Origin of the sequence: Novilysobacter antarcticus (assembly GCF_019802285.1) — a bacterium.
Lineage (GTDB): Bacteria > Pseudomonadota > Gammaproteobacteria > Xanthomonadales > Xanthomonadaceae > Novilysobacter > Novilysobacter antarcticus.
Genome location: NZ_JAIEUJ010000003.1, coordinates 1 through 18,244, shown reverse-complemented (window position 1 = coordinate 18,244; position 18,244 = coordinate 1). Strand labels below are relative to the sequence as shown.

At 66.9% G+C, this 18,244-nt stretch carries 17 protein-coding genes; 10 read left to right on the top strand and 7 right to left on the bottom strand.

Annotated elements, in window-relative coordinates:
* Positions 1–154: 154 nt before the first annotated feature.
* Together KZ491_RS09165 and KZ491_RS09160 are read left to right on the top strand one after the other, a co-directional pair.
* Positions 155–1,693: a M91 family zinc metallopeptidase gene (locus KZ491_RS09165; protein ID WP_222565590.1), complete on the top strand. Its 1,539-nt coding sequence runs from the start codon at positions 155–157 to the stop codon at positions 1,691–1,693.
* Positions 1,694–1,900: 207 nt separating this feature from the next.
* A complete protein-coding gene (locus KZ491_RS09160; protein ID WP_222565589.1) occupies positions 1,901–2,452 on the top strand; it encodes a hypothetical protein in 552 nt (183 codons plus the stop codon).
* A 95-nt stretch (positions 2,453–2,547) separates the two neighbouring features.
* On the opposite strand, the gene KZ491_RS09155 is transcribed toward KZ491_RS09160, so the two are convergent.
* Both KZ491_RS09155 and KZ491_RS09150 read right to left on the bottom strand, forming a co-directional pair.
* The gene (locus KZ491_RS09155; protein ID WP_222565588.1) at positions 2,548–4,575 is read right to left on the bottom strand and encodes a sodium-translocating pyrophosphatase; all 2,028 of its coding nucleotides are present in this window, start codon (positions 4,573–4,575) and stop codon (positions 2,548–2,550) included.
* 75 nt (positions 4,576–4,650) lie between these two features.
* Positions 4,651–5,907, bottom strand: a complete 1,257-nt coding sequence (locus KZ491_RS09150) for a 6-phosphofructokinase (RefSeq protein ID WP_222565587.1) — start codon at positions 5,905–5,907, stop codon at positions 4,651–4,653.
* A gap of 161 nt (positions 5,908–6,068) precedes the next feature.
* Here KZ491_RS09150 and KZ491_RS09145 point away from each other — a divergent pair, with 161 nt between their 5' ends.
* Genes KZ491_RS09145 through KZ491_RS09135 form a run of 3 tightly spaced genes read left to right on the top strand, consistent with a single transcriptional unit; the run spans position 6,069 to position 8,670 of the window.
* Positions 6,069–6,647, top strand: a complete 579-nt coding sequence (locus KZ491_RS09145; RefSeq protein ID WP_222565586.1) for an adenylate kinase — start codon at positions 6,069–6,071, stop codon at positions 6,645–6,647.
* 7 nt (positions 6,648–6,654) lie between these two features.
* Positions 6,655–8,061, top strand: a complete 1,407-nt coding sequence (gene mpl / locus KZ491_RS09140) for a UDP-N-acetylmuramate:L-alanyl-gamma-D-glutamyl-meso-diaminopimelate ligase (protein ID WP_222565585.1) — start codon at positions 6,655–6,657, stop codon at positions 8,059–8,061.
* Between the two features lie 9 nt (positions 8,062–8,070).
* Positions 8,071–8,670: an LON peptidase substrate-binding domain-containing protein gene (locus KZ491_RS09135; RefSeq protein WP_222565584.1), complete on the top strand. Its 600-nt coding sequence runs from the start codon at positions 8,071–8,073 to the stop codon at positions 8,668–8,670.
* A 15-nt stretch (positions 8,671–8,685) separates the two neighbouring features.
* Here the strand turns inward: KZ491_RS09135 and KZ491_RS09130 are convergent, their stop codons facing one another.
* Entirely contained in the window at positions 8,686–10,677 is a 1,992-nt protein-coding gene (locus KZ491_RS09130) for a bifunctional DedA family/phosphatase PAP2 family protein (RefSeq protein WP_222565583.1), read from the bottom strand.
* 192 nt (positions 10,678–10,869) lie between these two features.
* On the opposite strand from KZ491_RS09130, the gene KZ491_RS09125 reads away from it, so the two are divergent.
* From KZ491_RS09125 to KZ491_RS09115, 3 genes are all read left to right on the top strand, one after another.
* On the top strand, positions 10,870–11,535 hold the full coding sequence (locus tag KZ491_RS09125) for a protein kinase family protein (RefSeq protein WP_425493133.1): 666 nt from the start codon (positions 10,870–10,872) through the stop codon (positions 11,533–11,535).
* 68 nt (positions 11,536–11,603) lie between these two features.
* On the top strand, positions 11,604–12,419 hold the full coding sequence (locus KZ491_RS09120; RefSeq protein WP_222565581.1) for an SDR family oxidoreductase: 816 nt from the start codon (positions 11,604–11,606) through the stop codon (positions 12,417–12,419).
* A gap of 53 nt (positions 12,420–12,472) precedes the next feature.
* Positions 12,473–12,895, top strand: a complete 423-nt coding sequence (locus KZ491_RS09115; RefSeq protein WP_222565580.1) for a VOC family protein — start codon at positions 12,473–12,475, stop codon at positions 12,893–12,895.
* Between the two features lie 11 nt (positions 12,896–12,906).
* Here KZ491_RS09115 and KZ491_RS09110 read toward each other — a convergent pair whose 3' ends face one another.
* On the bottom strand, positions 12,907–13,782 hold the full coding sequence (locus KZ491_RS09110; protein ID WP_222565579.1) for an ion transporter: 876 nt from the start codon (positions 13,780–13,782) through the stop codon (positions 12,907–12,909).
* Positions 13,783–13,908: 126 nt separating this feature from the next.
* Here KZ491_RS09110 and KZ491_RS09105 point away from each other — a divergent pair, with 126 nt between their 5' ends.
* Positions 13,909–15,150 (top strand): acetylornithine/succinylornithine family transaminase, encoded by a 1,242-nt coding sequence (locus tag KZ491_RS09105; protein ID WP_222565578.1) that lies wholly within the window; start codon positions 13,909–13,911, stop codon positions 15,148–15,150.
* Between the two features lie 122 nt (positions 15,151–15,272).
* Here the strand turns inward: KZ491_RS09105 and hemL are convergent, their stop codons facing one another.
* Complete coding sequence (gene hemL, locus KZ491_RS09100) at positions 15,273–16,565, bottom strand: glutamate-1-semialdehyde 2,1-aminomutase (protein WP_222565577.1); 1,293 nt, start codon at positions 16,563–16,565, stop codon at positions 15,273–15,275.
* A gap of 75 nt (positions 16,566–16,640) precedes the next feature.
* Positions 16,641–17,282 carry a thiamine phosphate synthase gene (gene thiE / locus KZ491_RS09095; protein WP_222565576.1) on the bottom strand — a complete coding sequence of 214 codons (642 nt, stop codon included), beginning with the start codon at positions 17,280–17,282 and terminating at the stop codon, positions 16,641–16,643.
* A gap of 66 nt (positions 17,283–17,348) precedes the next feature.
* Between thiE and KZ491_RS09090 the strand changes: the two genes are divergently transcribed.
* Positions 17,349–17,540: a rubredoxin gene (locus KZ491_RS09090; RefSeq protein WP_222565575.1), complete on the top strand. Its 192-nt coding sequence runs from the start codon at positions 17,349–17,351 to the stop codon at positions 17,538–17,540.
* Here KZ491_RS09090 and KZ491_RS09085 read toward each other — a convergent pair.
* Entirely contained in the window at positions 17,537–18,013 is a 477-nt protein-coding gene (locus KZ491_RS09085; RefSeq protein WP_222565574.1) for a DUF192 domain-containing protein, read from the bottom strand. The two genes, KZ491_RS09090 and KZ491_RS09085, sit on opposite strands and share 4 nt — an antisense overlap.
* Positions 18,014–18,244: the final 231 nt, after the last annotated feature.

Below are 18,244 nucleotides of genomic sequence, written 5' to 3'. Positions count from 1 at the left end.
ACCCCTCCCACTGCTGCGATGCAGCAAGCTGCGAGTTGCCCCTGATGTGGATGGTTCTAGCACGTTGCGTGGGCCGCCCTCGGGTATGCCCCAGCTTGGCGCCGTCCGTACCAGTGCGTATCTATATGGCAAGTCCACTGAACCGGTACCTGTCATGTCCCTGTCGCTCAACCTGTCCGCCACCCAGTCCCACGCCGATCCGCGCCTGCAGGCGAACGATTATTGGAACAATCCGGCCGAGCGTGAATCCGCGCCGCTGACCTGCATCTCCACAGCAGATCCTGTCGGTGAGGGAAGCGGCAAGGCAGCTGACGCGGTGGAGATCCAGGGCAGCTCGCGCGGCAAGCCGCTGCCACCGGACAGCACCCCGGACGGCAAGACCGTCGAGCGTGCCGAGATCCACAAGGGTGAGCAGGTCGACATCACCCGCGAGCAGACCATGGCCGATGCCGGCTACGGCCGCACCTACGTCAGCAGCGATCAGCTGGTGCTGACCACCGGCGCGGGCGATGACCGGATCAATGTCGGTCAGCGCGACGATGGCACGCTGGATGTCTCGGTCAACGGCGAGCAGTACGAGATGCGCCTGGGCGAAAGCCAGGAGCTGACCATCCGCGCCGGCGCCGGTGATGACGTGATCTGCGTCGCGCCCAACGTCAAGGTCAACATCGTGGTCGACGGCGGCGATGGCAACGACTTCATCCAGACCGGCGCCGGCGATGACCGCATCGACGGCGGCGCCGGTGACGACACGATCATCACCACCGGGGGGCGCAACGACGTCTTTGGCAACAGCGGTAATGACACCATTCACGGCGGCGGCGCGGTGGACGTCATTCACGGCGGTGATGGTGATGACACCATCCACGGCGGAGCCGGCGACAACTTCATCGAAGGTGGCGCGGGCAACGACGTCATCCAGGGAGGCAACGGCAACAACATCATCTCCGGTGGACGCGGCGACGACGTGATCCGCAGCGGCACCGGTAATGACGTGATCTACACCGGATCCGGCAGCAATCGCGTCGACACCGCAGGTGGCAACAATGTCATCCACGCGCAATCGGTCGGTGACCTGATCAATTCAGCCACCGCAGCCAACGACACCGTGGTGAACGTTGAGATCGATCCCTCGCTGGGCCAGAGCATCAAGGTCGAGGGCTCGGATGCCTTCACCCAGCGCATAGGTGCCGAGCTGGACATGCTGCGGGCATCGCCGGTCGGCCAGAAGATGCTGGCGGAGTTCGACGCAGCGGCCGAGAAGAAGGGCAACGTCGTGACCATCCGGGAGCTCGCCAACGAGCAGAACGGCTACGCCCAGACCTTCAGCCGCGATGCGGACATCGTCAACGGTCGCCCGGGAGCGGGCGGTGACGTGACCATCAGCTACAACCCAAGCTTCCACATGGACGCGTTCCCGACCCCGATCGGCGTGCTCTACCACGAGATGTCGCACGCCTATAACGGCGTCAACGGTACGTTCCAGCCCGGCATCTACCGCGGTGAAGGACCGGATTCGGGCAGCGTGCCGAACGCCGAGCGGCAGGCGGTTGGCCTGGAGACGAGCGCTCCCGCCTTCGACTTTGACGGCGATCCGTCCACGCCGCCCACCACTGCCAACCCCGACCATCTCACCGAGAACGGTTTCCGCGAGGAGCTCGGCTTGCCGGACCGGCCGAATTACACCCTGTAAGATCGGGCCAAACGCGGAGTCTGCATGACTAATCTTCGTAACGGCCGACCCGTGCCACGTTCGACCATTGCGGCGGCTCTCGCCGCAATGGTCGTATTGGCAACGGGTTGTGCCTCCCCAGCGGCGCCGGCAGTATCGGGTGTTGCCGGACCGACCCAACAGGCCGGTGCGGCCGACCCGTCCCCGAGCGTTCCGGAGCCTGATTCAATGTCCACAAGCCGCGCTGTCACTACCGAAGCCACCGGAACCCTCGCGGCCGTGAAAGCGACCTTCGACTATTCGCCCTCCAAGCGGTTGTTGAAGGTGGCGTACCGGATCGACAATGCCAGCGATGAAGCGGTGGCGGTGTTTGATCGCGGCGACCGTCACGCCGTGCTGTCGCGGCAGCACGCCGCGGGTGCGGTGCCGGCGCCGTTCTTCGCGGTGGACGAGGAGGGCGGGGTGACGCTCAGTCATGAGGCCTTGCCGTTGCCAACTCCGGCGCCAACCTCGCCGCCAACGCCGCTGGCGGCCAAGCTGGCCCCAGGAGCCAGTGTGGAAGGCAGCTTCGAGTTCGCGCTGCCGGTGTCGCTTGAGGGCGACCGGCTGCGCTGGTGCGTGGGCGTGGCGCCTTTTACCGACGACGACTTCAGCGCGGGCGAGAAGGTGGACGGGGTTGACCTCTGGCGGGCTTCGTTTGCGGTGGTGGAGAGCCAGCAACGCGTGTGCACCGCGTGGTTCGATCTGGATCGTGGCGTGTTTGCGGATTCGACCCCCTGACCGTTTGCGCCGCAGGCCTGTGAAGGCCGTGCAATAAAAAGCCCCGCCGAAGCGGGGCTTTTTTTACTCCGGTCACCGTGACGGGCGCCTGTCGATCAAAGCAGCGGCACCATCAGCAAGGCCACGATGTTGATGATCTTGATCAGCGGGTTGATCGCCGGACCGGCGGTGTCCTTGTAGGGATCGCCGACGGTATCGCCGGTCACCGCGGCCATGTGCGCTTCGCTGCCCTTGCCGCCAAAGTTGCCGTCCTCGATGTACTTCTTGGCGTTGTCCCAGGCGCCGCCGCCGGTGGTCATCGAGATCGCCACGAACAGGCCGGTGACGATGGTGCCGATGAGAACGCCGCCCAGCGCCACAGGACCGAGCACCAGGCCGACCACAATCGGCACGGCGACGGGCAGGAGCGACGGCAGGATCATTTCCTTGATCGCCGACTTGGTCAGCATATCGACTGCGCGCGAGTAGTCGGGCCTGGCCGTACCGGCCATGATCCCCGGGATCTCGCGGAACTGGCGGCGCACTTCCTCCACCACCGCACCGGCCGCGCGTCCGACCGCCTCCATCGCCATCGCCCCGAACAGGTATGGGATCAGGCCTCCGATGAGCAGCCCGATGATCACGCGGTAGTCCGACAGGTCGAAGGTGAAGATCTCGCCCGGATTGTTGGTCTGCAGGTTGTGGGTGTAGTCGGCGAACAGCACCAGCGCCGCCAGCGCCGCCGAACCGATCGCGTAGCCCTTGGTCACGGCCTTGGTTGTATTGCCAACGGCGTCCAGCGGATCGGTGATGTCGCGCACCTCGGGTGGCAGGTCGGCCATCTCGGCGATGCCACCGGCGTTGTCGGTGATCGGGCCATAGGCATCCAGAGCCACGATCATTCCGGCCATCGAGAGCATCGCCGTCGCCGCCGTCGCGATGCCGTACAGGCCACCCAGCATCTGGCAGGCCCAGATCGCGGCACACACCGAGAGGACCGGCCACGCGGTGGACTTCATCGAGATGCCCAGCCCGGCGATGATGTTGGTCCCGTGCCCCGTGGTCGAGGCCTGCGCAATATGCCGCACCGGCGTGTACTGGGTGCCGGTGTAGTACTCGGTGATCCAGACGATCGCGCCGGTCAATGCCAAGCCCACCAGCGCGCACAGGTACAGGTTGAGCGTACCGCCGCTGAAGTCGGCCATCAGAATCGTGGTGACCGGGTAGAACGCGATCGCCGAAAGCACCGCGGACACGATGACGCCCTTGTACAACGCGCCCATGATCGACCCGCCAGCCTTCACCTTCACGAACAGGGTGCCGATGATCGAGGCGATGATGGAGACGCCCCCCAACACCAGCGGGTACAGCGCGCCATTGGCGCCGACCTCATCCACCATCAGGTAGCCCAGCAGCATCGTGGCGATGACCGTCACCGCGTAGGTCTCGAACAGGTCGGCGGCCATGCCCGCGCAATCACCGACGTTGTCGCCGACGTTGTCCGCGATCACCGCCGGGTTGCGCGGGTCATCCTCCGGGATCCCGGCTTCGACCTTGCCGACAAGGTCCGCGCCCACGTCCGCACCCTTGGTGAAGATGCCGCCGCCCAGTCGCGCAAAAATCGATATCAGCGAGGAGCCGAACGCGAGCCCGATCAGGGCGTGCAAGGCCGGCTCGCCAACAATGCCCACCCGGGCCAGCAGCAGCCAGTAACCCGCTACGCCAAGCAGGCCCAGTCCGACCACCAGCATGCCGGTGATCGCGCCGCCCCGGAACGCCACGTCCATCGCCGGACCGATGCCGCGCCTCGCGGCCTCGGCGGTACGCACGTTGGCGCGGACCGACACGTTCATGCCGATGTAGCCGGCCGCGCCCGACAGGATCGCCCCCAATGCGAAACCGCCCGCCGTCCACCAGCCGAGCATCACGCCGATCAAAACGAACAAGACCACCCCCGCGACGGAGATGGTCAGGTATTGCCGGTTGAGATACGCGCGAGCCCCTTCCTGGATCGCCCCGGCGATCTCCTGCATGCGTGCGTTGCCGGCGGGCTGCGCGTTGATCCAACGCGCCGAGATGATCCCGTACAGGATCGCGATGACGGCGCAGCCAAGCGCCAGGAACAGACCGTAATGCTCCAGCATGAACCTCTCCCCAGATAGAAGTGGACGACGTGGAATTTCCGATTGCCCGGCGACTATGGCACAGCGTGAAATCCGTTATTCGTGCCAGGGCGCAAGCCGTGCGGGTACGGCCACATTTTTCAGCGTGACGTATTCGGGTAGCCCGTCCGTGCCGTACGGCGGCGGCGCTTCGCCACGGATCAAGGGACCCAGATAGGCTCGCGCCTTGTCGGTGATGCCATAGCCATCGCGGCGGATGAAGCCGGCAGGGAGGGTTTTCTCCTTGTTGGCGATTTTCGACAGCGGGGCGGCTTCGACTTTCCACCCGTAGGGTGCATCGCCGGTGCGAACGATCACGGGCATCATCGCGTTCATTCCATCCAGCGCGTACTCCACCGCGGCGGCGCCGACGGCCTGCGCGTGCTCCAGGTCGGTTCTGGACGCAAGGTGGCGGGCCGAACGCTGCAGGTAATCCGGCAGCGCCCAGTGGACCTTGTAGCCCAGCGTGTCCTGCACGCGACCAGCCAGGTGCGAGGCGACGCCGCCCAGCTGCTTGTGCCCGAACGAGTCGGTGCGCCCGCCCGCGTCGGCGATGAACGCGCCATCGGCATTGCGGATGCCTTCGCTGGCAACCACGACGCAATAGCCGACGCGCTCGACCGTGGCTTTCACCCTGGCCAGGAAATCTGCCTCATCAAAGGTCCGTTCCGGCAACAGGATCAGGTGGGGTGCCTGGTTGGGACCTTCGCCGGCGAGCCCGGCCGAGGCGGCCAGCCAGCCGGCGTGGCGCCCCATCGCCTCGTAGATGAAGACCTTGGTGGAGGTCTCGGCCATCGCCGCGACGTCCAGCGTCGCCTCGCGCACCGACACCGCGGTGTACTTCGCTGCCGATCCGAAGCCCGGGCTGCAGTCGGTCAGCGCCAGGTCGTTGTCGATGGTCTTGGGCACCCCGATGCAGTGCAGCGGGTAGTCGTACTCGGCGGCCAGGCTGGACACCTTCAATGCGGTGTCCGCCGAATCGTTGCCGCCGTTGTAGAGGAACCAGCGCACGTTGTGGGCGCGGAAGACCTCGAGCAATCGCTCGTACTTGGAACGGTCCTCCTCCAGCGACTTGAGTTTGAGTCGGCACGAACCAAACGCGCCGCCGGGGGTGTGGGCGAGGGCGCGGATGTCGGCAATCGACTCCTTGGAAGTGTCAATGAGCTCCTCGCGCAACACCCCAAGGATGCCGTCGCGCGCGGCCAGCACCTTGACCTTGCGCTTGCGCGCGGTCTGGATGACCGCCGAGGCAGTGGCATTGATAACGGCAGTGACGCCACCCGACTGGGCGTACAGCAGTGTTCCAGTAGACATGGGGATTCCAGAAATATGAACGCCGGCGGCCGGCAAGGATGCGTTAAGCTGATTGCCGTTTGCCCGGGCTGGTTGAGAGGCTGCTGCGAGTGTAGCGCCGGCCCCGTATGGCACAGGTACACACGCCTGGCCAGCGCCATATTCAGACACAGGAGACAGCGATGCGATTGGTACTTCTCGGCCCCCCCGGTTCCGGCAAGGGCACCCAGGCCGTGCGCCTCAAGGAACACCTGCAGGTCCCGCACATTTCCACCGGCGACCTGTTGCGCGCCGAGGTGGCTGCGGAAAGCAAGCTGGGCATCGAGGCCAGGGAAGTGATGGCCCGTGGCGAGCTGGTCTCTGACGAGATCTTGCTCGGCATGCTGGAAAACCGTTTCTCCCAGCAGGACACCAAGGGCGGCTTCATCCTGGACGGCTATCCGCGCAACCTGGCCCAGGCCGATGCGCTGACCGCACTGCTGGAGCGCATCGGACAGCCGATGGACGCCGCCGTGCAGCTGGACGTACCCTCCGAGCTGCTGGTGGAGCGTATCGCCGGACGCGCCAAGGCCGAAGGCCGCGCCGACGACACCCCCGAGTCGGTCCGCACGCGCCTGAAGGTGTACTCGGACCAGACCGAGCCGGTCGTGGACTTCTTCCGCCAGCGCGGCAAGCTCAGCGTCGTCGATGGCGTCGGCTCGCTGGACGAGGTGTTCGCACGGATCGTCTCGGCGTTGAAACCGGTGCCCGAGGTCGGCTGATCGCGCGATGAAACTGCATATCCTTGGCGTCGCCGGTACGTTCATGGGCGGCGTGGCAACGCTCGCCCGCGAGTTGGGGCATCAGGTGGAAGGCAGCGACCAGGCGGTCTATCCGCCGATGTCCACGCTGCTGGAAACGCTGGGCATCGAGCTGCGTCAAGGGTACGAGCCGCGCAACATCTCCGATGACTGCGCCCAGATCGTGGTTGGCAACGCGCTGTCGAGGGGCAATCCGGCGGTCGAGCAGGTGCTCGATGACGGCCGCGACTACACCTCCGGCGCGCAGTGGCTGGCAGAGAACGTGCTGCCGGGGCGGGACGTTCTGGCCGTCGCTGGCACTCACGGCAAGACCACCACGACATCGATCCTCATGTGGCTGCTGGAGGCCGCGGGACGAGGGCCGGGCTTTCTGATCGGCGGTGTGGCCGAGGACTTCGGGGTGTCGGCGCGGGTGGGCACGGGTCGTGAGTTCGTGGTCGAAGCGGACGAATACGACACCGCCTTCTTCGACAAGCGCAGCAAGTTCGTCCATTATCGCCCGCTGGTCGCGATCCTCAACAATCTGGAGTTCGACCACGCCGACATTTTCCCCGACGTGGCCGCGATCCAACGCCAGTTCCACCATCTCGTGCGAACGGTGCCGCGCCGCGGCTGCCTGGTTGTCAACGGCGAGGACGCGCATCTGGCCGAAGTGCTGGCGATGGGTTGCTGGACGCCGGTGCAGACCTTCGGCCTGGATGCCGCGGGGGCGATCGCTCCGGTGTCGCCGGCGTTTGCGTTCAACTGGACCGCCCGACTGCTGGCCAACGATGGCAGCCGATTCGTCGTCATCCACGACGGCGTGGAGGTGGGCGAAGTGACGTGGCCGTTGCTGGGCCGGCACAACGTCATGAACGCGTTGGCGGCCCTGGCGACCGCGCACCGGGTTGGCGTCGACCTGCCCGGAGTGCTCGGCGCGCTGGCCGGGTTCAACAGCGTCAAACGGCGGATGGAACGGGTTGGCGAGTACGCCGGCATCACAGTCCACGACGATTTCGCCCACCACCCCACTGCCATCGCGACCACCCTGGCCGGCCTGCGCGCCAGGGTCGGTGACGCCCGCATCGTGGCGGCGCTGGAGCCGCGCAGCAATTCGATGCGGCTGGGTGCGCATGCCGATGCACTGGCGCCTTCGCTGGCCCAGGCGGATGCCGTCGTGTTCCTGCATCGCCCGGAGTTGGCCTGGGACGCGGGTGCGGTGGTCGCGGGGCTGCGTGGTGAAGGCAGCACGGCGCCGGATGTCGAGAGGCTGGTGGCCGATCTCGTCGCGCAAGTGCGGCCCGGTGACCATGTCTTGTTCATGTCCAATGGCGGTTTCGACAATGCGCCGCGCCGCTTTCTGGCCGCGCTTCAGGAGCGGCCGCCGCTGCGCTAGGCTGGGGCGATGGCCATGGATACCACCTCCGAGATGCTTCCCCTGTTCCCGTTGCCCACCGTGCTCCTGCCGGGCGCGCCGCTGGGGCTGCGGGTGTTCGAGCCGCGCTATCTGGACATGATCCGGGAGTGTGGCCGCAACCAATCGGGGTTTGGCGTTTGCCTGATCCTCGAGGACGACGGCGACGGCAAGACCCACGGCGCTGCGGCGGCCTACGGCACGGAAGCGCGCATCGAGGATTTCGACCTCGGCGAGGACGGCCTGCTCACACTGCAGGTGCGCGGGACACGCAGGTTCCGGGTGCGCGACGTACGCATCCGCGACAACGGCCTGCAGGTCGCGCGGATCGACTGGTGCGAGCCGGAGCCGGTATCGATGCTGTCGCCCGAGCACGGGCTGCTCTCGACCCTTCTGCGCGGCATTCTGGAGCGTTTCGGCGGCGAGTACGCCAAGGCCGAGCAGGCCCTGTTTGACGATGCGTCATGGATTGGCTGGCGGCTGGCAGAACTGTTGCCACTGGCGGATGAGCAGCGCCAGCAGCTGTTGCAGATCGACGATCCCCATGAGCGCCTCGACCGTCTGCTGGTGCTGTTGCCGGACGAAGCCTGACGCCGGATCCGCCGCTCAGGGGCTGGTTTGCAATCGGACCACATTGACGCCGTTGTGCGGGTGCAGGCCCTGCTGCATATCAAAGCCGGCCAGATCCGCAGTCAGCACTGCGTGCGCCTCGCCGTCGTGCGGGCGTGGCAGCCACAAAACCGCCGCGCCGAGCGGCTTGCTCAGGTGCAGGGTCTGGGTCGTGCCAAGCCACAACGGCGCGCCGTCCTCCAGCATCACGGGGGCGGACCACAGGCGCAGTGCGTAGCGCTCGTGTGGCGTGCGCCCGGGATGGAGCATCAACAGGCTTTCGGCATGCGCATCCAGGGTCGCCGGCAGGACCACCTGCTCGCCGATTGGAGTGTCGTCGTCCAGCAGGTTGAGGGTCGCGGCCCAGTCCGCCTGCGGCTGCACCTGCCAGCCAGCGGCTTCCAGCGCGGCCTGCAAAGGCGCCAGTGAACCTGCGACCTGGACGTCGAGCGGCCAGCGGCGGCGGGCATCGTTTTCATTGCGTTGCGCAGGGAGTCTGGTCCAGCCATCGCGCCACCAGGTGTCCCGATCCACAGAGATGGTTGGTGCCGGGGGCTCGAACAACGGCAACAGCCGGTCGGCCGCGCGCGGTGCGTGCCACAGCCCCGCGGCGACGAAGGTGAGGTAGAACACCGCCGCCAACGGGCGCATCCAGAAAGAGCGGGCGACATGGCTGCGATAGGCAATGCCCAGAATCAGCAGCCAGACCAGCCCGAACAGCGCGCTGCCGACCAGATCGCTGAACCAGTGCGCGCCCAGATACAGCCGTGCGAAGGCGACCACCGCGGTGATCACGCCCGCCAGCAGGTAGGGCCAGACCCGCTTGCGTCCCGGCAGCTCGCGGGCAATCAGTACGGCGAAGAAGCCGAACACGATCGTGGTCATCGTCACCGTCACCGACGGAAACCCGAATCCTGCGGGCGCGGTAGGCGGACGCGGCATGTCGATCACTGCTTCCAGCAACGCCGTCAGCGCCAGACCGAACACCAGTGCGGCCAGCCAGTGCGCAGCGGCCATCCAGCGCCGCCGCCAGAGCAGGTACGCCAAGGCCACCGCCGCCGCCGCTCCCAGCACCTGCATATCGCCCAGGCTCGCCAGACCGGCCATCAGGCCATCGGCGAGCGGGTTGCGCAGGCCCCACATCACGTCGTTGATGTGGTGGTCCAGCGCCAGTGGCCCGCCGCTGGCGAGCAGGGTCGCCAACAACGCGAAGCAGCCCCAGCTGATCGCCAGCAACGAGACCGCCAGCATCACCAGCGAGGCGGATTCCGGCCGATTGGGATCGACAAGGGCGCGGGCGTACCGGCCCAGCTTGGGGTGGCGACGGGTCCACGCCAGCAGGCGCGCCAGTGACAGGTCGGCGTTCTGGGCGAACCACCGCCAGCTGTAGAGCACCACCGCCCAGACCAGCGCAATTGCAACGGCCAGCCCACCCAAAGCGAGTGCGAGGCGGTCAGCGACCGCTGCGACCGCGTCGTAGGAAGCGCCCAGCACCCAGCCGGGGGCGAGGAACAATCCGGCCCAGACAAACGCGGCGAAGGCGCTGGGGAGTGCGTAGCGCTTGACCGGCATGTGCAGCATGCCGGCGATGGCGGGCACGAACGGCCGCACCGCGCCGACGAAGCGCGCGATCAGGATGCTCTTCACGCCGTGCCGGCGGAACATCGTCTCGCCACGGTCGAGCCATTGCGGGTAACGCAGGAACGGCCAGTGCGCGCGCAACCGCTGCGGCCCCAGGTGACGGCCGAACCAGTAGCTCAAGCCGTCGCCGGCAAACGCTCCGGCGGCGGCGCATACGAGTGCATAGGGGCCGTTGACATGGCCCAGACCGATCAGGGCGCCCGCGGCGAAGAGCAGCGGCAAGGCGGGCACCACAATGCCGACGATCACCAGCGCATCGCAGAAGGCGATCAGGAAGATGAGCGCGCCGGCTGCGATGGGATGGGTACCGATCCATTCGGTAATGGTTTCGAGCCACGCGGGATTCATCACGGCATTATGGCAGCGGGCAGCGCGACGGGCGCATGCACGGGTGCCGGTGAAGCGCCTGCACCGCCGATCAGTTTGGGCATGATTCATGGCCGAGTCGGCCTGGCGCAGGTGCGTACCACTCGCCGGGCGATGGCACCTGCGGGAGGCAAGTCCGTAGACTTGCGCCTCATGTCCGTCAGCAAACCTCCGTTGGATAGCACCGGTGCAGCCGTCGAGGTGGAGGCGCTCAAGGCCGACAGTTTCGGGCGCATCTCCTTGATGCGCGGTCCGCAGGGCGTGTTCGTGCGCCGGGATCTGGGCCATGTGCCGCTGTGGCTGCGCTTGCCGGCATGGTGGTTGGCCCGGCGCGAGGCGCGGGGTTTGCAGCGCGTCATCGGAATGCAGGACGTGCCGCTGCTGCTCAACTGGGACGGACGACGGCTTGACCGCAGCTACATGGCAGGAGCGCCGATGTATCTGTCGCCGCCACACGGCGATCTGGCCTACTTCCGTCAGGCGCGACGGCTTCTGGGGCAATTGCACCGGTGCGGGCTGGCCCACAACGACCTGGCCAAGGAGGCCAACTGGCTGGTCCTGGACGACGGTCGCCCAGGCATCATCGATTTCCAGCTGGCGGTCCGTGGCAACCCGCGCTCTCGATGGATGCGCCTGCTCGCACGCGAAGACCTGCGCCACCTGCTCAAGCACAAGCGCACCTACTGCCCGCAGCACATCACACCGGTAGAGCGGCGGGTACTCAAGCGCCATTCGTGGGTGCGCGATGCCTGGTTCGCCACCGGCAAACCGGTGTACCGGTTCGTCACCCGCCGCCTGCTGAAGTGGGAAGACAACGAAGGCCGCGGCCCGCAACCCTGACCGGGCGATCGGCGGATCGAAGGGCCGCCGGCCTACAATGGCCGCCTTCCCCAACCAGTCGAGCTGCCATGGCCACCCTGTCCGGCAAGACCCTGTTCATTACCGGCGCGTCGCGCGGCATCGGTCGCGCCATCGCGCTGCGCGCCGCGCGCGACGGTGCCAATGTCGCCATAGCGTCCAAGTCCTCCACGCCCAATCCCAAGCTGGCCGGCACGATCCACTCGGTCGCCGCCGAGGTGGATGCCGCCGGCGGCAAGGGGCTCGCGCTCAAGTGCGATATCCGGGATGAGGACCAGGTCCTGGCCGCCGTCGCGGCAACCGTGGACGCGTTCGGCGGGATCGACATCCTGGTCAACAACGCCAGCGCGATCTGGCTCCGCGGCACGCTCGACACGCCGATGAAGCGTTTCGACCTGATGCAACAGGTCAACGCGCGCGGCAGCTTCCTGTGCGCGCAGGCCTGCCTGCCGCACCTGCTGGGGGCAGCCAATCCACACATCCTGAGCCTCGCGCCGCCGCCGAGCCTGGATCCCAAGTGGTGGGGCCCGCATACCGGCTACACCCTGGCCAAGATGGGAATGAGCTTCGTGACCATCGGCCTGGCGGCCGAATTCGGCCCGCAGGGCGTCGCCGTCAACGCCTTGTGGCCGCGCACGATCATCGCCACTGACGCGCTGAACATGATTCCCGGCGTGGACATGGCCGGCTGCCGCACTCCGGAGATCGTCGCCGATGCCGCCCATGCCGTCCTGGTGCGCGAGGCGGCCGGATTCCATGGCCGGTTCCTGATCGATGACGAGGTGCTTGCCGAGGCCGGCGTGGAGGACTTCTCCGGCTACGCGGTTGATCCGTCGCGCGAGCTCCTGCCCGACCTGTTCCTGTGACCGCGCCCGCTCGCAAGCAATAGCGCGCTTCCCGCGCCAACGAGGAGAATTCAATGAAATACCTGCACGCGATGCTGCGCGTCCATGATCTGGAGGCGACCAGCCGGTTTTTCACCGAAGGCCTGGGCCTGAAGCAGACCCGTCGGATGGACAGCGAGGAGGGTAAATTCACCCTCGTGTATTTCGGCGCACCGGAGAATCCGGAGGTCGAGATCGAACTGACCCACAACTGGGGGTCGGATGAGGATTACGGCAACGCCCGCAACTTCGGCCACCTCGCCTTTGAAGTCGACGATATCTATGCGACCTGCGCGCACCTGCAGTCGCTGGGCGTGACCATCAACCGTCCGCCGCGCGATGGACGCATGGCGTTCGTGCTGTCACCCGACCGGATCTCCATAGAGTTGCTGCAAAAGGGTGAGCGCCTGCCGCCCGCGGAGCCTTGGGCCTCCATGCCCAACACCGGTCAGTGGTAGGCGCTTCCCGGTCAGTCCATATGCTCGGGTAGCGCGCCGCCACAACGTCGGCAGTAGCGCGCGTCCGGCTCGTGTCCTTCCAGGCCGCACACCGGGCAGCCACGGTTGTCATGGCGCTCGCGCTCCTTGCCTTTTGCCCGACGCATGCTGGTGGCCAGTTCGGCGGTATAGATCCCGGTCGGCACGGCGATGATGCTGTAGCCGATCAGGATCAGGGTCGAGGTGATCAGCCGGCCGATGCCGGTCTGCGGGGCGAGGTCGCCGAAGCCCACCGTGGCCATGGTCACGATGGCCCAGTACATCCCGGTGGGAATGGTGCTGAAGCCGTACTCCGGACCTTCGATGACGTACATCAGCGCACCGAAGATCAGCGCGATTGTCAGCAGCACACTGACAAACAGGAAGATCTTGCGACGGCTGCGCCACAGGGCGCCGGTCAGCACGCTGCCTTCCTCGACGTAGCGGGTCAGCTTGAGGATCCGGAACACCCGCAGCACCCGCAGGATGCGCACCACCAGCAGCGCCTGCGTGCCAGGTAAAAAGAAAGAAAGGTAGGTCGGCAGGATCGACAGCAGGTCGATCACGCCCCACATGCTGAGCGCGTACCGCAGCGGGCGCTTGACCACCACCAGCCGCAGCAGGTACTCCGCGGTGAACACCAGGGTGAAGCCCCATTCGATCCGGTACAGCGCCTGGGCGTGGTCGATGTGCAGCCACGGATCGCTGTCGAGCATGATCACGATCACGCTGGCGAGGATCGTCAGGATCAGCAGCAGGTCGAAGTTGCGCGCCGGCGGGGTGTCGTGGTGGTAGATGATCTCGAACCAGCGCCGCCGCCAGCCGCTTTCGGTGGCGGGGTTGAGTTGAGGCGTGAACAACAGGCGCATCGTGTTCCTCCGAGGGCACCGCGCCCGGCAGGACGGGACCGGCAGGGCGTGACCGGCAGGAATGGCAAGCCGGGCGGGGCGTGTATCGGGGAGAATACCTGCTCGCCCACCGCCTACCCGAGTGCCATGACCGATCCCGCCAAACTCCACCAGCTCAGTGAACGCTACTACCTGCCGGTGTACCGGCCGCACCGTATCGTGCTCGATCGTGGCCAGGGGTCACGCGTGTGGGACAGCGTCGGCCGCGAATACGTCGACTTCGGCGCCGGCATCGCGGTCAACGCGCTCGGCCATGCGCATCCGGCACTGATCGCCGCGCTGACCGCCCAGGCCGAAAAGCTGTGGCACACCAGCAACGTGTTCGTCAGCGCGCCGCCGCTGAAACTGGCGCAGGCCTTGGTGGACGCGGCCGGGTTTGCCGAGCAGGTGTTCTTCTGCAACTCCGGCGCGGAGGCCAACGAGGCCGCGATCAAGCTGGCGCGGCAGTGGGCGGCCGCGCAGGGCCGCGCGCCCGGCAGCCGCGTCATCCTGACCTTCCGCGGCGGTTTCCACGGACGCACCCTGGCCACGGTGACGGCCACCGCGCAACCGAAATACCAGGCCGGTTTCGAGCCGCTCCCGGGCGGGTTCCGCTACAGCGACTTCAACGACCTGGAGGCCGCGGAAGCAGCAATGGCCGCCGGGGACGTATGCGCCGTCCTGATTGAGCCAATCCAGGGCGAGGGCGGCGTCACCCCGGCGAGCGACACTTTCCTGCATGGCCTGCGGGCCCTGTGTGATCGCCACGGCGCACTGCTGATGCTGGATGAGATCCAGTGCGGGATGGGTCGCACCGGCACGCTGTTCGCCTGCGACGGCTACGGCGTGCGCCCGGACGTGGTGACCTTGGCGAAGGCGCTGGGAGCCGGTTTTCCGATCGGCGCGATGCTGGTCGGTCCGGCGGCCGTCGGGGCGATGGGGTTCGGCCAGCACGGCAGTACATTCGGCGGCAACCCGTTGGCGGCGGCGGTGGCTTTGGTGGCACTGCGCGAAATCTCATCACCCGCTGTGCTGGCGAATGTGGCGCGTCAGGCGCAGGCGCTGCGTGCCGGCCTGGACGAAATCAATCGGGAGCTGGGCGTTTTCGGCGAGATCCGTGGCCGCGGCTTGATGATCGGCGCGCAGTTGCAGCCGGCCCGCTCCGGCGAGGCCGGCACCGTCCTTGAACGCTGTCTGGAGCACGGCCTGCTGTTGCTGCAGGCCGGACCGGACGTGCTGCGCTTTGTGCCCGCTTTGAACATCGGCGATGACGACGTGGCCGAGGGCCTGCAGCGCCTCCGCGCGGCGCTGCAAGTGCATGTGGCCGCGCCACGGGGTGACGCGCCGTAAGTCAACGCGCTGTACTTGGACGGCGGGGAGTCGTGAGCGCCCAGGCGGCACATGCCACGGGATCAACTGGGCGCGGTCCGGCGGCGACCGTCACCCCGCCGCACGATCACGCGGTTACGCGGTCACGCCGCGGCGATCTCCGCGAACGCGCCACGTGCCGCTTCCAGGGTCTGGGCGATTTCCGTCTCGCCGTGGGCGCTGGACATGAAGCCGGCCTCGAACGCTGACGGCGCGAGGTAGACGCCGCGCTCCAGCATCGCGTGGAAGAACCGGCCGAAGCGTTTCGCATCCGACCCCGCCGAATCCTCGAAGGTCTCCACCGGGCCCTCGCGGAAATACAGGCCGAACATGCCCGGCGCGCGTGTTGTGTGGAACGCGACGCCTGCCTCGCGTGCAATCTCCTCCAGTCCGTCGCACAGCGCGTGTGTGCTCGCCTCCAGCGCTGCATGGAAGCCCGGAGCCTGGATCAGATCCAGCGTGGCCAGCCCGGCGGCCATCGCCACCGGATTGCCGCTCAGCGTGCCCGCCTGGTAGATCGGCCCGCTGGGCGCCACCTGGCTCATCAGGTCGCGACGGCCGCCGTATGCACCGACCGGCATCCCGCCGCCAATGATCTTGCCGAAGGTGCTCAGGTCAGGGGTAATGCCGTAGCGTTCCTGGGCACCGCCCAGCGCCACCCGGAAGCCGGTCATCACCTCGTCGAAGATCAGCAGCGCGCCGTGGCGTGTGCACAGGTCGCGCAGGTGCTGCAGGTAGCCCTCGCGCGGCAGGATGCAGTTTGCATTGCCGACGATCGGTTCGATGATGAGCCCTGCGATTTCCTCGCCGACTTCCTCAAACAGCGCCGTTGCCGCGTCGAAGTCGTTGTAGGGCAGGGTCAGGGTGAGGTCGGCCAGGGCCTTGGGCACGCCCGGGGAGTTGGGCAGGCCGAAGGTCAATGCGCCGCTGCCTGCCTTGACCAGGAAACTGTCGCCATGGCCGTGGTAGCAGCCCTCGAACTTGACGATCCGCGAGCGCCCGGTGGCGCCGCGGGCCACCCGGATCGCCGACAGGGTCGCCTCGGTGCCGGAGTTCACCATGCGCAGCATCTCCATCGCCGGCACGATGCGGGTGATCGCCTCGGCCATCTCGACTTCCAACGCGTTGGGAACGCCGAAGCTGAGCCCGTCGCGCATGGTCCGCGCGACCGCATCCAGCACCTGGGGATGCGCGTGGCCGGCAATCATCGGACCCCAAGAGCCGACATAGTCGACGTAGCGGTTGCCGTCCACATCGAACAGGTGCGGCCCGAGTGCTCGCGCAGCGAAAAACGGCTCACCGCCGACCGACTTGAATGCGCGTACCGGCGAGTTCACGCCACCGGGAAGCAACTCGGAGGCGCGGGTGAAGAGGTCGTGCGAACGGTCGTGGGTCATCGATTTACTCGTAAGGGATGTGGGGTCGGATGGTGTGCGGTTGGAAGGTGCGCCGGCTGCAACGGCGACGAGCGATCAAGGTGCGGCTGCGCCGGTCCGGAAGCACCCCAGGTAGCCGCGCACCGCAGCGGCCGGGTCGGGCGCATCAAAGACGCCGCTGATGACGGCCAGCAGGTCCGCGCCCGCCTCGACCAGTTGACGGCCATTCTCGGCGGTGATGCCCCCGATCGCCACCCGCGGCACGTTCAGCGAGGACGCCGCACCAAGCAGGTCCGGCGTCGCGCGCCGTGCCAGCGGCTTGGTCGCGGACGCGAAAAACGCCCCGAAGGCGACGTAGCTGGCGCCAGCCGCGACGGCGCGTTGGGCAAGCTCCAGACGGTCATAGCACGAGGCACCGAGAATCGCCGACGCGCCGAGCGCGGCGCGCGCCTCCGCCAGCTCGCCATCGTCTTTCCCCAAGTGGGCGCCATCGGCTCCCATCGACACCGCCAGTCGCCAGTCGTCGTTGATGATCAGCGCGACGCCGTATCGGGCGCACAGCGGTTGCAGGGCCGCCACCTGCTGCCGGCGCAGCTTCTCGTCGGCGCGCTTGTTGCGGTATTGCAGCCATGTCGCCCCCGCCGCCAAGACGATATCGACCCGCGACAGCAGGCGGGCGGTGTCCGTCTCGTCCGGGGTGATCGCATACAGGCCACGCGGGCTGCGAGTCTCATTCATCTGGGCGTGTTGACCTCAGGCGGGGTGGTGGGACAATCGGGTCTTTCCGCGCAGCATTATCCCACCATGACCCAGAACACCACCTCCGCCGACTACCGCACGTGGATGTGCGTGGTCTGCGGCTTCATGTACGAGGAAGCCGACGGCCTTCCCGAAGAGGGCATCGCCCCCGGTACGCGCTGGGAGGACGTTCCCGAGACCTGGACCTGTCCGGATTGCGGCGTGACCAAGGACGACTTCGAGATGATCGAGGTCTAGCGTTCGGTATGTGCGTTCGTCTCGGGCACGGCGATAGAAGGTGAAATCACCAGCACAGCGCCATTGCGCAGCCCTATCTTTGCCGCCTGACCGGCATTGAGCTCCAGCACGAACCGCGCCGGTGCCTCGCTGGGGTACGGGGGGCAACGGTCTCCCGCCGAACAGGGCGGCACGTCACGTTGCTGGGAGACGAGCCGGCGCTCGTTGTCGAAGTACAGGATGTCCAGCGGGATGCGGGTGTTTTTCATCCAGTACGCCTGGGGCGCCTGTTCGTCGTGGATGAAGAGCATTCCATGGCCGTCAGCGAGGGAGTCCCGGTACATCAGCCCCTGCGCGCGGCTGGCCGCGTCTGCCGCTACCTCCACCCGGTAGCGCTGTCCTTCCAGCTCGACCCACCGCTCCATGCCCGATGCGCAACCCGATAACAGCCATCCCACCAGTACAGCCAATGCAATCCGCCCCGCGTGTGCCATGCGCCGATCCATCCGTCTAAAAGTCGATGGGACCTTCCGGCAGCTGCATGCGCTGCGTCAAGCGCTGCTGCGCAAGCCCCCACTGGACGCACCACGTCGAGGAAGCACTGATCGACAAATAATCCAACACCCCTTCACAATCGTATCGCGAGCGTGCATACTTCGCGGCCCGCCCCGGTCGAGACGACGCGGCAGGGTGAGGCGCCCGGTTCAGGTTTGCTTGTTGACGGA

Bases quoted from the DNA above. Each gene is read 5' to 3' on its own strand.
- KZ491_RS09150 (WP_222565587.1), bottom strand. From the start codon at position 5,907: ATGTCTACTGGAACACTGCTGTACGCCCAGTCGGGTGGCGTCACTGCC.
- thiE (WP_222565576.1), bottom strand. From the start codon at position 17,282: ATGAATGAGACTCGCAGCCCGCGTGGCCTGTATGCGATCACCCCGGAC.
- KZ491_RS09105 (WP_222565578.1), top strand. From the start codon at position 13,909: ATGACCGATCCCGCCAAACTCCACCAGCTCAGTGAACGCTACTACCTG.
- KZ491_RS09155 (WP_222565588.1), bottom strand. From the start codon at position 4,575: ATGCTGGAGCATTACGGTCTGTTCCTGGCGCTTGGCTGCGCCGTCATC.
- KZ491_RS09165 (WP_222565590.1), top strand. From the start codon at position 155: ATGTCCCTGTCGCTCAACCTGTCCGCCACCCAGTCCCACGCCGATCCG.
- KZ491_RS09120 (WP_222565581.1), top strand. From the start codon at position 11,604: ATGGCCACCCTGTCCGGCAAGACCCTGTTCATTACCGGCGCGTCGCGC.
- KZ491_RS09115 (WP_222565580.1), top strand. From the start codon at position 12,473: ATGAAATACCTGCACGCGATGCTGCGCGTCCATGATCTGGAGGCGACC.
- KZ491_RS09090 (WP_222565575.1), top strand. From the start codon at position 17,349: ATGACCCAGAACACCACCTCCGCCGACTACCGCACGTGGATGTGCGTG.
- KZ491_RS09160 (WP_222565589.1), top strand. From the start codon at position 1,901: ATGTCCACAAGCCGCGCTGTCACTACCGAAGCCACCGGAACCCTCGCG.
- KZ491_RS09135 (WP_222565584.1), top strand. From the start codon at position 8,071: ATGGCCATGGATACCACCTCCGAGATGCTTCCCCTGTTCCCGTTGCCC.
- hemL (WP_222565577.1), bottom strand. From the start codon at position 16,565: ATGACCCACGACCGTTCGCACGACCTCTTCACCCGCGCCTCCGAGTTG.
- KZ491_RS09110 (WP_222565579.1), bottom strand. From the start codon at position 13,782: ATGCGCCTGTTGTTCACGCCTCAACTCAACCCCGCCACCGAAAGCGGC.
- KZ491_RS09145 (WP_222565586.1), top strand. From the start codon at position 6,069: ATGCGATTGGTACTTCTCGGCCCCCCCGGTTCCGGCAAGGGCACCCAG.
- mpl (WP_222565585.1), top strand. From the start codon at position 6,655: ATGAAACTGCATATCCTTGGCGTCGCCGGTACGTTCATGGGCGGCGTG.
- KZ491_RS09130 (WP_222565583.1), bottom strand. From the start codon at position 10,677: ATGAATCCCGCGTGGCTCGAAACCATTACCGAATGGATCGGTACCCAT.
- KZ491_RS09085 (WP_222565574.1), bottom strand. From the start codon at position 18,013: ATGGCACACGCGGGGCGGATTGCATTGGCTGTACTGGTGGGATGGCTG.